The organism is Cellulomonas sp. P5_C6, from assembly GCF_054049635.1.
Genome location: NZ_JBFULZ010000016.1, coordinates 19,878 through 34,517 on the forward strand (window position 1 = coordinate 19,878; position 14,640 = coordinate 34,517).

Annotated in this window: 6 protein-coding genes; 5 read left to right on the plus strand and 1 reads right to left on the minus strand. The window is 75.8% G+C overall.

Features of this window, described 5'->3' with window-relative positions:
- The first annotated feature begins 1 nt into the window (after position 1).
- From ACXJKG_RS03380 to ACXJKG_RS03400, 5 genes are read left to right on the plus strand one after another with little or no spacing between them, the layout of a single operon-like run.
- A complete protein-coding gene (locus tag ACXJKG_RS03380) occupies positions 2 to 2,953 on the plus strand; it encodes a hypothetical protein (RefSeq protein ID WP_456844349.1) in 2,952 nt (983 codons plus the stop codon).
- On the plus strand, positions 2,944 to 6,306 hold the full coding sequence (gene recC, locus ACXJKG_RS03385; protein ID WP_456844350.1) for an exodeoxyribonuclease V subunit gamma: 3,363 nt from the start codon (positions 2,944 to 2,946) through the stop codon (positions 6,304 to 6,306). The genes ACXJKG_RS03380 and recC overlap by 10 nt, the downstream gene beginning before the upstream one ends.
- Positions 6,303 to 9,731 (plus strand): UvrD-helicase domain-containing protein, encoded by a 3,429-nt coding sequence (locus ACXJKG_RS03390; RefSeq protein ID WP_456844351.1) that lies wholly within the window; start codon positions 6,303 to 6,305, stop codon positions 9,729 to 9,731. Before recC ends, ACXJKG_RS03390 begins: the two co-directional genes overlap by 4 nt.
- On the plus strand, positions 9,728 to 11,512 hold the full coding sequence (gene recD, locus ACXJKG_RS03395) for an exodeoxyribonuclease V subunit alpha (protein WP_456844352.1): 1,785 nt from the start codon (positions 9,728 to 9,730) through the stop codon (positions 11,510 to 11,512). Before ACXJKG_RS03390 ends, recD begins: the two co-directional genes overlap by 4 nt.
- A complete protein-coding gene (locus ACXJKG_RS03400; RefSeq protein ID WP_456844353.1) occupies positions 11,513 to 13,171 on the plus strand; it encodes an NERD domain-containing protein in 1,659 nt (552 codons plus the stop codon). It begins immediately after the preceding gene.
- A 1-nt stretch (position 13,172) separates the two neighbouring features.
- Here ACXJKG_RS03400 and ACXJKG_RS03405 read toward each other — a convergent pair.
- Positions 13,173 to 14,640, minus strand: a 1,468-nt coding sequence (locus tag ACXJKG_RS03405) for a DEAD/DEAH box helicase (protein ID WP_456844354.1), incomplete at its 5' end; no start/stop codon positions are given.

Genomic DNA, 14,640 nt, shown 5'->3' on the forward strand with positions numbered 1-14,640 from the left:
CATGCGCACGCTGACCGTGTTCGTCGTCGGCGGTGGCGCACGCGACAGCGCGATCCGCGGTCTGGCCGAGTCCTGGACGCGGGCGGGCATCCTCGAGCCGTCGCTGTGGGTCACCCCCGGCGACGTGGTCGTGCACCCCGCGGGACCGCCGTCCGTGCAGGCGTGGGCGGTCGACGCGGGCGGGGTCCGGGGCGTCGACCTGTTCGAGCACGTCGGGCGGTTCCGGCTCGACCTCGTGCGGGTGGTCGTCGGGCACCTGCTGCTGCTCGAGGACGCCTCGGACCTGTCGCTCGCCGCGACGGGTTCCGCGGTCGCGGACGCGATCGAGTCGACGCTGCCGCGGCGGACCGACCACCACGAGGCCGGGTGCCGCCTGCACCGGTCCGTCGTGGTGCTGCCGGTCAGCGGGGCGACGGGCGCCGACCCGTCGCTCTTCCAGCCGCAGTGGGACGTCAACGCGGTCATCTCGCCCGAGGACCGTCCGGACCTGGACCGCGCGAGCGTGTTCGTCCGGTACCCCGGCAACCTCGACGGCCACGCCACCGCGGCGCTCGCGGCCATCGGGGGGATCCTGCGCGGGGTCCCGGCCGGCGTGCTCGACGAGGCGACGTCGGACTCGACCACGCGGGAGGCGGACGCGGTCGTCGCGCGCATCTCGATCCGCTCGGTGGTCGGCGAGGACATGCTCGACCGCCTGGTCGGCGAGGCCCTGGACCCGGCACGGCTGGGTCCGGTCGGGCCGGCCCCGGTGCTGGCCTGGGCGCGTCCGGCCAGCCGCCCGGACCTCATCGCGGACCAGGCGGCGACGCACATCCTGCAGTCGCCGGAGTGGGCGCCCACGTCGGAGCAGGTCCCGCAGGGTCCGCCCGAACGGCACCACGGCTTCTGGTCGGCGCTGGGCACGGCCGCCGGGTTCAACGTGCGGACGGTCGGTGCCGTCGCCAGCTGGGTGGTCGACCGCGCGCGGGGTCGCGTGGAGACGAGGGCCACCGAGGCCGTCGTCGGGGCGCAGAACGGGATCCTGGTCACCCTCGGGCCCAAGCCGGTGGACGACCTGGCGCAGGCCTCGACCCGGCTGCTCGAGCGTGAGCGCGCCAGGATCGACGCGAACACGCGCTTCGAGTCCACCCGCACGGTCGCGCCGGTCCCGTCCACGTGGGCGCGACCGCGGGCGCTGCTGCTGGGGCTGGTCGACGGCGGCGACCTCGACGGCTTCCCCGAGCCGCGCCAGGCCGGCCGACGCGAGCTGCTGCCGCCGGGGTCGGTCGTCGTCCCGCCGGGCGCGCAGTGGGAGGGGTCGGACGGGGAGCGGGTGCTCGCCGAGGACCCGTCGGCGATGCGCGCGTACCGCACGGAGCTGGAGGCCAAGCTCGCCAAGGCGAAGGCCGCGGCGGAGAAGGCCGCCGCCGAGCTCGCCGAGGCCGAGGACGCCCGCGCCGAGTCGGAGAAGGTCCGCGAGGCCGCCCGGGTGGCGGCCGTCGCGGCGGCCAAGTCCGCCAGGGCCAGGTCCCGGGGCAAGGCCGCGCCCGCCGACGACGCATCCGCCGAGCCGGCCCCGCCCGCCAAGGCGGCGCTGCCTCCGCTCGTCCCGGACGACGCGACCCTGGCCGGGCTGCTGAGCAAGCGCGACCGGCGACGGGCGGCCGTCACGGCGCTCACGCTCGAGATGGAGCTGTACGGGGCCTGGTACTCGGAGATGTCGGGCGCCGTGCTGTGGAAGGTCGGTGACGACGTCGCGCAACGACGCGTCCGGCTGCAGACCCGGCTCGACGCCCTGGCCGCCCGGAAGCCGAGCACGCCGCCGGCCGAGGCGCTGTCCCGGGCCAAGGCCGCCGTCACCCGGTGGTGGCTGTGGACGGTGCCGATCTGGGCCGTCGCGACCGCCGCCGTGGTCTGGCTGCGGTACGGCTCCTGGCCCCAGTTCGTCGCRGACGCCGACCTGGCCATGGACGACATGCTGTACATCTGCGGCATCCTGCTCGTCGCCGCGCTCGTCCTCCTGGCCGCGGCCAACCACCGGTTCTACAAGGCGGTGCTCACCTACGAGTGGGCGGTCGAACGGGAGCTGACGCAGCTCCACCGGGACCACGCCGAGCTGATGTTCGTGGGCACCGAGCTGGCGAGGCTCGAGCTGCTCGACACGGTGCTGCGCGACTGGGTCCGCATCCTCGGGGAGGCGATCCACCGGCCGTGGGCGTCGCCGGACCGCGAGTTCGAGGACCTTCCCGAGGACGTCGTCGCGGCGCTGCCCGCCTCGATGGGGGTGGCGCGGCAGACGATGGGCGAGGACGCGATCCCGATGGCGACCCTGATGTCCGCGTACCGCGTGCTGTACCCGGAGCACTGGGCGACCCGGAACTTCGACCGCGCGTACGAGGCGTTCGAGGAGTCCGAGCCCACGGGACCGAACGAGGGGTACCGGTCGGCCGACCTGGACGCCCTCGACGGACCCGTGAGCCCGCGCAAGCGGCTCCGCGAGTTCTGGTCCTCGGGCGAGGCGCGCGCGGTGCTCACCGACCGCGCGCACGCCGACCTGCACCGCGCCGTCCGCGACGGTGACCTGGAGCTGCCCACCCGGGTGGTCGGCCGGATCGGCCGGTACGCGGACGGGGAGACGGGGCCGGAGCCGGAGTTCTTCCGGGCGACGGCGACGGAGAGCACGATGTTCTCGACCGACGCGTTCACCGCCGCCGGGAAGCAGTCCCGCCGCCACTACGTCGAGCGGTCGATCGCCTGGATCCCGACCTCGGCGCGGGCGGCCGTGTCGTCCGACGACGGCGTGCAGCTCCACGACTGCGAGGGGCCCAACGCCGTGCGGGTCGACGTGTCCCGCCGGACGCCGGCGCACGACCTGTCGATGTTCAGCGCGGAGGCGCCGCCGGAGGAGCCCGGCGTCGAGGTCCCCGACCGCGTGGTCGTCGAGTCGGGACTCGAAGACATCGCGTGGCACTGACCGAGGTGAGGCTGCACGTGCACCGCAGCGAGCGCGCGGACGCGCTCGTCGCCCCGCTGGCCGAGCTGCTGGCCGTGCCACCCCCGGACGTTTTCGCGGAGGACGTCGTCGCCGTCCCCACCAAGGGGGTCGAGCGGTGGCTGGCGCAGCGGCTCGGGCACCGGCTCGGCGCCCGGGCGGGGCGGCAGGACGGCGTCTGCGCGGCGATCAGGTTCGCGTCCCTTGACCGCCTCGTCGCGCAGGTGAGCGGCGTGCCGGCCGAGGACCCGTGGCAGCGCGACCGGCTGGCCTGGGTGGTGCTCGACGTCGTCGACGCGTCCGCCGGCGAGCCGTGGATGGCGGGGCTCACGCGGTACCTGGGACTGTCCGGGACGCACGAGGGCGACGACCTGCGCCGAGCGCGGCGACTCTCGACCGCCCGGCGCGTCGCGCGGCTGTTCGACGGGTACGCCGCGGCCCGACCCGCGATGCTCCGGGCGTGGACCGCCGGTCGGGACGAGGACGGCCTCGGCGAGCCGCTGAGCGAGGACCGCCGCTGGCAGGCCGAGCTGTGGCGGCGGGTCCGGGACGCGGTCGGCGGGCCCGATCCCGTCGAGCGGCTCGACCGCGCGGTCGAGGACCTTCGCGAGGCCGCACCCGCGGACCTGCCCGGCCGGGTCTCGGTGTTCGGGGCGACGCGCCTGTCGGTCGGCCACGTCGACCTCCTCTCCGCGCTCGGGCAGCACACCGACGTCCACCTCTGGCTCCCGCACCCGTCGCCCGCGCTCTGGGCCCGCGTCACGCCGCCGCCGGTGCTGCCACGTCGGGCCGACGACGAGACCGGTGTGGTGGCGAACCCCCTGCTGCGCACGTTCGGCCGGGACTCCCGGGAGCTGCAGCTGGTGCTGTCGCGGGTCGGGCTGCACGACGAGCACCACCCGCCGCCGGCGCGGCCGGCGACCCTGCTGGGTCGGCTGCAGGACGACGTCGCCGCCGACCGGGCACCCACCGGCGCCCACGTGCTCGGGCCGGACGACCGGTCGGTGCAGGTGCACTCCTGCCATGGGCCTACCCGGCAGGTCGAGGTGCTGCGCGAGGTCGTCGTCGGGCTGCTGGCGGACGACCCCAGCCTCGAGCCGCGGGACGTCATCGTGATGTGCCCGGACGTCGAGACGTACGCGCCGCTGCTCGCCGCCGTGTTCGGGCTCGACGGCATCGACGCGCCCGACCGGCACCCCGGGCACCACCTGCGGGTCCGCGTCGCCGACCGGTCGGCGGCCCAGGCGAACCCGCTCGCGTCCCTCGCGCTGCGTGTCCTCGACATGGTCGGCGGCCGGGTCACCGCGAGCGACGTGATGGACCTGCTGACGTCGGAACCGGTCCGCGAGCGGTTCGGGCTCGGGCAGGACGACGTGGACACGATCAGCGACTGGGTGGGCGACGCGAACGTCCGCTGGGGCCTCGACGACGTGCACCGGGAACCGTTCGGGCTGGTCGGGCGCCCGGAGAACACGTGGCGGGCGGGGCTGGACCGGGTGCTCACCGGGGTGGTGCTGGGCGAGATCGAGGGCGGGCTCKGGGCGGGCACGGTGCCGCTCGACGGCGTCGGGAGCACCAGCGTCGACCTCGCCGGGCGGTTCGCGGAGCTGGTGGACCGGGTGGCCTGGGCGGTCGAGGTGCTGGGCCGACCGCAGCCGGTGGGCGAGTGGCGRGAGTCGTTGCTGGAGGTCCTGGACGTGCTGGCGAGCACGCGCGGTCCGGCCACGTGGCAGCGGGCGCAGGTCGAGCAGGTGCTGGGCGGGCTCGTCACCGGTGCGGGAACGCGGGCCGGGACCGTGCTGTCGTCGTCGGAGGCCCGGGCGCTGGTCGCCGAGCTGTTCGCGCCCCGGGCCAGCACGGCGGGGTTCCGCACCGGCGGGCTGACGGTGTGCACGATGCTCCCGATGCGCGCGGTGCCGCACCGCGTGGTGTGCCTGCTGGGCATCGACGACGACGTCTTCCCGCGCGCTGCGCGCGTCGACGGCGACGACATCCTCGCGGTGGACCCCGTGGTGGGGGAGCGGGACGCCCGCAGCGAGGACCGCCAGCTGATGCTCGACGCTGTCATGGCCGCGACCGACCACCTGGTCATCACGTACACCGGGAACGACGAGCGGACCAACGCCGACCGGGACCCCGCCGTGCCGGTGGCCGAGCTGCTCGACGTGCTGGACGCGACCGCGACCGCGACGACGACCGCGACCGTGCGCTCGCAGGTCGTGGTCCGGCACCCGTTGCAGCCGTTCGACGCCCGCAACTTCCGCGCCGGTGAGCTCGGGCTCTCGGACCGGCCGTTCAGCTTCGACCCCTCGGCGGTGGCCGGCGCCCAGGCCGCGGCTACGCCGCGGGGCGTGCGACCCCCGTTCCTGGCGGCGCCGCTCCCGCGCCCCGCGGACCGGGTGGTCGACCTCTCGTCGCTGCGCCGCTTCCTCGCGCGGCCGGTGCGGGAGTTCCTGCAGACCGGTCTCCAGGTCGCCATGCGGCACGAGGAGGACGCGGTCTCCGACCGGATGCCGCTGGTGCTCGACGCGCTCGAGATGTGGCAGCTGCGCGAGCGTATCCTGCGGCTCCGCCTGACGGGCGTCGACGCCGCGACGCTGCGGGAGGTCGAGGTGCGCGCCGGCGGGCTCCCGCCGGGCCGGCTGGGCCAGGAGCTGGTGGACAAGGCGATCGGGGAGATGGAGGAGGTGCTCGCCGCCGCGGCGACGTGGCTGATCGAGCCGCAGCGCGACGTCGACGTGGACGTCGACCTCGGCGCCGGGGTCAGCGTGAGCGGCCGCGTCCGGGGTGTCCGGGGCACGACGGCCCTGACGCTGACGCCGAGCAAGGTCGGGTCCCGGCAGCGGGTCGCGTCGTGGGTGGACCTGCTGGCGCTCACCGCGGGCGCGGGCGGCGCGGGCTGGACGGCGAGCATCGTCGGCCGCGAGGACATCGCCAAGTTCGCGGTGGCGACGACGACGCTGTCGGCGCTCGACGCCGGCACCGCCCGGGACGTGCTCGCGGACCTGGTCGACGTCTACGACCGCGGGATGCGCGAGCCGCTGCCGCTCTTCGCGCACGCGTCCTCGGTCTACGCGTCCGAGCGCCGGGCCGGCGCCGACGAGACCGCGGCGCTGCGTTCCGCCTCCGTCCAGTGGACCGCCGGCCAGTTCCCGGAGGCCGAGCGCGAGGAGCACGTGGCCGTGTGGGGCGAGCAGAGCGCGTGGAGCGTGATCGTCGCGGACGGACCCCGGGCGGACGAGCGGTGGGCCGCCGACGAGTCCACGCGGTTCGGCGCCCTGGCCCGCCGGGTCTGGGACCCCCTGCTCGGCCATCTCGCCGGGGGTGCGGCATGACAGCGGCACTCCCGCCCTACTCGGCCATCGCCGACCTGCCGACGGGCGCCACGACCATGCTGCTGGAGGCGAGCGCGGGCACGGGCAAGACGCACGCGATCGCGGACCTGGTCACCCGGTTCGTCGTCGAGGCCGGCTACCCGATCGAGCAGATCGCCGTGATGACGTTCGGCCGAGCCGCCACGTCCGAGCTGCGCGGCCGCATCCGCCGGCGGCTGGTGGCCGTCCAGGAGGCGGCCGCCACCGGTGACGACGACGGGGACCGGGTCCTGCGCTCGATCCTGCGCGGCGCCGTCGTCCCGCTCGACACGGCCGTCGCCCGCCTGGACCGGGCGATCGCCACGTTCGACGGGGCGACGATCACGACCATCCACCAGCTGTGCCAGCAGATCCTGGCGGGGCTCGGCACCGCCGGTGACACGGACCCGTCCGCGGTGCTGGAGCCCGACCTCGACGACCTGGTGACGGCCGTCGTCGACGACCTGTACGTGCGGGACAACGCGGATCGCCCGGCCGGTTCGGCGCCGGCGTTCGCCTCGTACAAGGCCGCGTCCGACGTCGCCCGCAAGGTCGTCGGCGACCCCACCGCACAGCTGCTGCCCGAGCCTCCGGGTCCGCTCGACGCGGAGCGGCTCGCGTTCGCGCGAGACGCCCGGCTGACCAGCGCCGACCGCAAGCGACGGGCGCGCCTGCTGGGTTTCGACGAYCTGCTCGGGGACGCGGCGGCCGCGGTCCGCCCGACCACGGACCCGGAGCGCGCACCCTCGGTGGCGTCCGCCGTGGCGAACGTGCGGGGTCGCTGGCCGGTGGTGCTGGTCGACGAGTTCCAGGACACCGACCCCGTGCAGTGGGAGCTGCTGCGGGAGGCGTTCCACGGCGCGTGCACGTTGGTGCTGGTGGGGGACCCGAAGCAGGCGATCTACGCCTTCCGGGGTGGGGACGTCGAGACGTACCAGACGGCGGCGCGGTCGGCGACGGTCCAGCGGACGCTCGACCAGAACTGGCGCAGCGACGAGCAGCTGGTGACGGCCCTCGGCACGCTGCTGGCCGACCAGGAGCTCGGGGCGCCCGACATCCGGGTCCACCCGGTGCATGCCACGCAGACGGTGGCCCGGCTGCGGGACGACGCCGGTGCCCTGCCGCCGGTCCGGGTCCGGCGCGTCGGGGACGGCTCGGGCCTCACGGTCGGCACACGTGGACTGTTCACCGTCGACCCGGTCCGGGACCTCGTCGCGCGCGACCTCGCCGCCGACATCGGCACCCGCATCGCGTCGGGGACCACGCAGTGGCTCGGGTCCCCCGACCACCCGGGGGGCCAGCCGCTCCACGCCGGTCACTTCGCGGTCCTGGTGCCCAGCCACAAGCTCGCGGCCCAGGTGCGCGACGAGCTGTCGCGGGTCGGCGTGCCCGCGGTCCTCGTCGGCACCCGCAGCGTCTACGCGACCCGGGCGGCCGAGGACTGGCTCACCCTGCTGCGGGCGCTCGAGCAGCCCCACCGCACACCGTTGGCGCGAGCGGCGGCGATCGGCCCGTTCCTCGGGGTCCCGGCCGTCGAGCTGGCCGGCGACGCGGAGGTCGACGACCGGATCGGGACCCTGCTGCGCGGCTGGGCGGGCGCGGTCCACGAGCACGGCGTCGCGGCGCTCCTCGAGCTCCAGCTCACACAGGGCGGGCTCGCGAAGCGCCTGCTCGCCGAGGACGGCGGGGCGCGGCGGTACACCGACCTGCGCCAGATCGGGGAGGCCCTGCACGTGCTCGGCCGGACCGAGCGGCTGGGGCTCAGCGCCATGCGGGCGTGGCTGCAGGCGCGCCGCGACGAGGGCGAGGGCGACGCCGACGGGCTGCGCGGGCGGCGGCTCGACAGCGACGCCGAGGCCGTGCAGATCCTCACCCTGCATGCGAGCAAGGGGCTCCAGTACCCGATCGTCTACCTGCCGTTCGCGTTCGACCGGTCGTTCACGACGTCCAGCCCGCAGCGGGTCCACGTCGGTGGCGTGCGCTCGCTGTACGTGGGGTCGATCGACGGGTCCTCCACGCCGGAGCAGAAGGCGCTCAAGGCCCAGGAGAAGGCCGAGGCGATGGGGGAGGAGCGGCGGCTGACCTACGTCGCGCTGACCCGGGCGAAGTCGCAGGTCGTCGTCTGGTGGGCGCCGACGAGCAACGCCGGCGACACCGCGCTGACGGACTTCCTGGTCGGCGAGGCCCTCCGCGGGCGGCCGCTGAAGCAGCTGACGGACCGGGAGGCCGCCGACGCGATGGCCGCCTGGCAGGACGCCGGCGCGATCGTGGCCGAGGACGTGACCGCCGTCGTCGACGACGCCCGGCCGCCGGCGGCGAGCGCGGCCGGCGCTGTCCCGGTCGCTGCGCGCCTGGGCCGCCGGTTCGGGTCGCAGTGGCGCCGGCTCTCGTTCACGGGCCTGACGCGCGACGCGTCCCACGGCGCACCCGCCGCCGCCGTCGGCCTGCGGGACGGGGTCGAGGCGGACGTCACCGTCGTGTCCGACGAGCCCCCGGGCCTGGCGGACGCCCGTGACGACCGGCCGGGCGACGAGCCTGACGTCCCGACCCCCACCGAGGTCGGAGCGCACCCGTCCCCGCTCGCCGACCTGCCCAGCAGCGCGGCGTTCGGCATCTTCGCGCACGCGTTGCTCGAGCAGGTCGACCCGCGGGCGACGGACCTGCGCGCCGAGCTGCTCCGCCACGCGACCGCGCAGCTCCTCCTCCACCCGGTGCAGGGCGTCACGGCCGACGCCCTCGCCGACGCGTTCGTGCCCGTGCTCCGCACGCCGCTCGGGCCGCTGGTCGACGGCCGGTCGCTCAGCGACCTCGCGACGACGGACCGGCTCGCGGAGCTGGACTTCGAGCTGCCGCTGGTGGGCGGTGACCAGCAGCCCGACGGGTCGGCGTTGCGGCTGGGCCGGCTCGCCGAGGTCTTCCGGGCGACCGTGCCGCCCGACGACCCCCTGGCCGCCTACGCCGACAGGCTCTCGAGCCGCGAGCTCGCCGACCAGGGCCTGCACGGCTACCTGACCGGCAGCATCGACGCCGTGCTCCGGGTCCCCGCGGCCGACCGCCCCGACCGGTTCGTCGTCGTCGACTACAAGACCAACTGGCTCGGGCGTTCCTCGGCCCGGCTCAGCGCCGACGACTACACGCAGGACGCCATGGCCGGCTCGATGATCGACTCCGGCTACCCGCTGCAGGCGCTGCTGTACTCGGTGGCGCTGCACCGGTTCCTGCGCTGGCGGCAACCGGGCTACGACGCCGCGACCCACCTGGGCGGCGTGCTGTACCTCTACGTCCGCGGCATGTGCGGGCCGGACTCTCCGGTCCACGACGGGCAGGCGTCCGGGGTGTTCGCGTGGGAGCCGCCCGCGGCCCTGGTCGTGGCCCTGTCCGACCTGCTGGACGAGGGGGAGCGGTGACCGAGCTCGACGAGGCCGACGCCCGGGTGGCGCGGCGCGCGACGGGGGCGCTGCGCGAGCTGAACCGCCGCGGGGTGCTGGGCGCGGCCGACGTGCACGTCGCGCAGCGGCTGGCGGCCCTGGGCGGCGAGACGGACGAGCGCGTGCTGGTCGCGGCGGCGCTGGCGGTGCGTGCGGTGCGGGCGGGATCGGTCTGCGTGCCGCTCGAGGAGCTGCTGAGCGACGGACCCGTGCCGGACTGGCGCCAGGTCCTGGGGTCGAGCGTGCTCGCCGGCGAGGGCGGGCCGTTGCGGGTCGACGGCGACGCGCTCTACCTCGACCGGTACTGGCGCCAGGAGACCGAGGTGCTGCAGGCGATCCTGGACCGGGAGCTCGCCGCGCCACCGGTCGTCGACGTCGACCGCCTGCGGACGGACCTCGCGCGGCTGACGTCCCTCGGCGGCGTGGGCATGGAGCACGCGCAGCAGCTGGCCGCGGTGACCGCCGCCGCGGGCTGGACGACGGTGATCGCCGGCGGCCCGGGCACCGGCAAGACGACGACGGTCGCCCGGCTGCTGGCGCTGCTGGTCGCGCAGGGCGCCCAGCGGATCGCCCTGGCGGCGCCGACCGGCAAGGCCGCCGCTCGCATGCAGGAGGCCGTGCAGCAGCAGGTCGGGAGCATGGCGGCGGCGGACCAGCACGGGCTGGACGACCTCACGGCGTCGACCATCCACCGCCTGCTCGGCAGCCGGCCGGGGTCCGGCGAGCGGTTCCGGCACGACCGCGACGACCCGCTGCCGTACGACATCGTGGTCGTCGACGAGACGTCGATGCTCTCCCTGACGCTCATGGCCCGGCTGCTCGAGGCGGTCCGCCCGGACGCCCGGCTGATCTTCATCGGCGACCCGGGTCAGCTGGCCTCCGTCGAGGCGGGTGCCGTCCTCGGCGACCTGGTCGACGGCCTGAAGGCACGCCCCGCCCGCAGTCCCGCCGTGCTGCAGCGGGTGACCGACGCGCTCGGCTCCGCCCCCCGCGGGGAGGGCTGGAAGCGGGGGGTCGTCGAGCTCGACGTCTCCCACCGGCTGGACGACCGGATCGGGCGGCTCGCGGCGGCGATCCGCGCGGGCGACGCCGACGGCGCGATCGACCAGCTCACGGCCGGCGGCGTTGCGGTGCGGCTGGCCGACCCCGACGACGCCGGGGTGTGGCAGAACCTGGCCGAGCACGCGAACGCGCTGCGGTCGGCCGCCGAGAGCGGGGACGCGGCGCTGGCCCTCGAGGTGCTCGGGCGGCACCGGCTGCTGTGCGCCCACCGCACCGGCCCGGCCGGCGTGCACCGCTGGAACCGGCTCGTCGAGGACCTCCTGGAGAACCCGCGCGGCGGCGACTACGCCGGCCGGCCGCTGCTGGTCACGGCGAACGACCACGGCCTGCGGCTGTTCAACGGGGACACTGGTGTCGTCGTGACGGACGACGACGGTGCCCTGCGGGCGGTGTTCGCCCAGGGGCAGGAGCTCCGCCGGTTCGCGCCCGCCCGGCTGTCCGCCGTCGAGACCGCGCACGCCATGACGGTGCACAAGAGCCAGGGCAGCGAGTTCGACGGCGTGACCGTCGTCCTGCCCTCGGCCGACTCCCCGCTGCTGACTCGCGAGATCCTCTACACGGCACTGACCCGCGCGCGGCACGGGGCCGTGGTCGTGGGCACCGCCGACGCGGTCCGCGCGGCGGTCGGCAGGCGCGCGCGGCGAGCGAGCGGGCTGGCGCGGCGGCTGGCCGAGGCACCGACACCGGCGGTGCGGTAGATGCCCCGCCTCTACCCCGAGGAGCCGCGGTTCCGCGACGACGTCGGCGCCGAGCGCGCCGTCTGGGAGGCGTTGCGCGACCAGCTGCCCGACGACGTGGCCCTGTTCGCGGACGTCGGCCTGCAGGACGGCTCGACCGAGCGCGAGGTCGACCTGCTGGTCGCGTGGCCGGGGGTCGGGCTGGCGGTGATCGAGGTCAAGGGCGGGCACGTCACGCGCGAGGACGGCGGGTGGTGGCAGGGCTCGGGCGTCAACCGGCACGCGATCGACCCGGTGCACCAGGTGCAGCAGGCGCGCCACGTCCTCCACGAGCTGCTGCGGCGCGCGGGGCTCGATGCCGCGCGGGCTCGGTCGGCCCACCTGGTCGCTCTCCCGCACACGTTCGTCCCCCGGGACTGGGCCGCACCCGAGCTGCCGCGGACCATGCTGGTCGACCGCGACGACGTCGGCCGGGCGGCGGGCGTCGTGAAGCACGCGATCGACCTGCACGGCGCCGGCTTCGCGCCCCTGGACGAGACGGCGATGGACGCGTTGGTCGAGTTCCTGGCCGGCAGCTTCCCCTCGCAGGTCGAGGTGCTGGCCACCGCGGCGGAGTTCGAGGACCGCCTCGACCACCTGACGCACGACCAGGCCCACCTGCTCGACCTGGTCCGGTCGTTCGACCGGCTGCAGGTGGTCGGCGGCGCGGGCACCGGCAAGACGTGGCTCGCGCTGGAGCAGGCACGCCGTCGGGCGGCCGCCGGGGAGCGCGTCGCGCTGCTCTGCTACTCCCGCGGGCTCGGCCGGTACCTGCAACGGATCACGCAGACGTGGAAGCCCAGGGAGCAGCCGGCGTTCGTCGGCCTCTTCCACGACCTGCCCGTCGCGTGGGGCGCGGAGCCGGGTGCCGACGACGACGTCGACTACTTCGAGAGCGTCCTGCCGGTGCGCCTGGGCGAGCTCGCCGACGCCCGACCGCGGGACCAGCTGTTCGACACCGTCGTCGTCGACGAGGCGCAGGACTTCGGCGAGCAGTGGTGGTCGTCGCTGGTCCGGTGCCTGCGCGACCCGGACCGCGGCGGCCTGTTCGTGTTCCTCGACGAGGCGCAGCGCGTGTTCGGCCGGGACGGCGTCGCCCCCATCGCCACCCCACCGGTCCGTCTCGACGAGAACCTGCGCTCGACCAAGCAGATCGCCCAGCTCTGCGGCTCGCTGCGCGACGACGTGACCCGGCCGCGCGGCATGGACGGCGCACCGGTGCGCATCCTCGACGTGCCCTACGAGCGGGCGATCGGGGTGGCCGACGACATGGTGGAGGAGCTTCTCTACGAGGGCTGGCAGCCCGGGCAGATCGCGCTGCTCGCGACGGGGTCACGCCACCCCGAGCAGGTCGGGCTGGTCAGCGGCGCCGGGCACGCCGGGTACTGGGACGGGTTCTTCGCCGGCGAGGACGTCTTCTACGGCCACGTGCTCGGGTTCAAGGGGCTCGAGCGCACGGTCGTGATCCTGGCCGTCAACGGCTTCCGCGAGACGGAGCGCGCGCGGACGCTGCTGTACACGGGGCTCTCCCGGGCGCGGATGCTGCTGGTCGTCGTCGGGCCGCGCCGCGAGATCGAGCGCATCGGCGGCGAGGGTGTCCGCAAGCGGCTCGAGCGGGCGGACGAGTGGCGGCCGGCCTGACCTACGCGCCGACGAACCAGGCGGCGATCGCCGCGCCCGAGGCGGTGACGTCGAACGTGCGCACCTCGGTGGCCACCTCGACGAGCTCCTCGAGGTGCCCCTCGCCGGTGTCCTGCGCCGGGTCCTCGATGCTGCCGCGCACGTAGACCACGACCGCGGCCGGCAGCCGGTCCGCCTGCGTGGGCCGCAGGATCGGGCTCATCCGCTGGACCGACTGTCGCGCCGAGCGGCTGCCCGCGAGCACGACGACCAGGTCGACCGTGGGCAGGTCCACGCCCTCGTCGACGACCTTGGGGGCCGCCAGCGCCTTGAGCGAGCCGTCCCGGAACGCCCGCAGGCTCTCGCGGCGCGTCTCGAGGCCGTGGTGGAACGGGTCCGTGGCGACGCCGGCGGCGCGCAGCCGGGTCGCGGCGGAGTCGGCGTCGTCCTTGGTGTGCGTGAAGACGACCCCGTGGGTCGAGCGCGCGATCGTCGGCGCGAGCCGGGCCAGCGCGTCGAGCTTGGCCGGGGTCGTCGCGAGCAGGTCGCGCCGCGTGCTCACCGCGCGCAGGTAGGCGCTGGCGTCCGCGGCCGCCGTGCTGTTCTGCTGCCAGCCGCCCTGCAGCGCCCGGACGTCGTTGGCGAACGCGACCGGTCGGCAGCCGTGCACCAGGGTCAGCCGCGCCTCGAGCTCGGCGATCTGGCGCGACAGCGCGTCGTGCTCGGCCTGCTCGTCGGCGCCCAGCTCGATCGGCACGAACGCCACCCGGAAGCGCGCGAGGACGCCCTCCTTGCGGCCGCGGCGCAGGTCACAGCCGTCGAGGACCGTGCCGAAGTACGGCCGCAGGACCTCGTCGACGCCGGCGTCCAGCCGCTCGACCGACGACGTGAGCCCCAACCGCGCCCCGAAGGCCGCACGCAGCGTCTCCGCGGGCCGCGCCGACCCGTACTTGTGGACCTCGTCGGCGATGAGCAGGCCCGTTCGCCCCTCGAGCAGGTCGTTGCCGAACGCCGCGCTGACCAGCGACACCAGCACGTCGCACTCGTCGAACGTGTGCGTCCAGCCGTCCCCGCGGCGCCCGATCGACAGCCCGGGCAGCTGGATCTCCAGCGTGCCGAACCACTGCTCCATCAGGTCCGTCGTCGGCACCAGCACCAGGACCTTCTCGCCCCGGGTCAGCGCGTCCCACGCCGCCAGCACCCCGACGACCCCGCGACCCTGCGCGCTGACCGCCTCGACGATCCCGCGCCGGTCCGCGGCCAGCCACGCGTCCAGCAGGTCCTTCTGCCAGCGCCGCAGCTGCGGGCCGACGTAGCGGACCTCGCCGYCGGGCGCGAGCGGGCCGCGCTCGACGGCCGGCGCCGCAGTGAGCTCGGGGACCAGGGGAGCGGCCGGTGCGGCAGCGAGCTCGGGGATCAGGGGCTCGACGACCGGGGCGGTCGCGGGACCGGCCGGCGCGGCGACGGCCGGCTCCGGTGCGGTGACGACG

Excerpts from the sequence above, each read along its gene's own strand:
- ACXJKG_RS03400 (WP_456844353.1), top strand. The coding sequence starts at position 11,513 with ATGCCCCGCCTCTACCCCGAGGAGCCGCGGTTCCGCGACGACGTCGGC.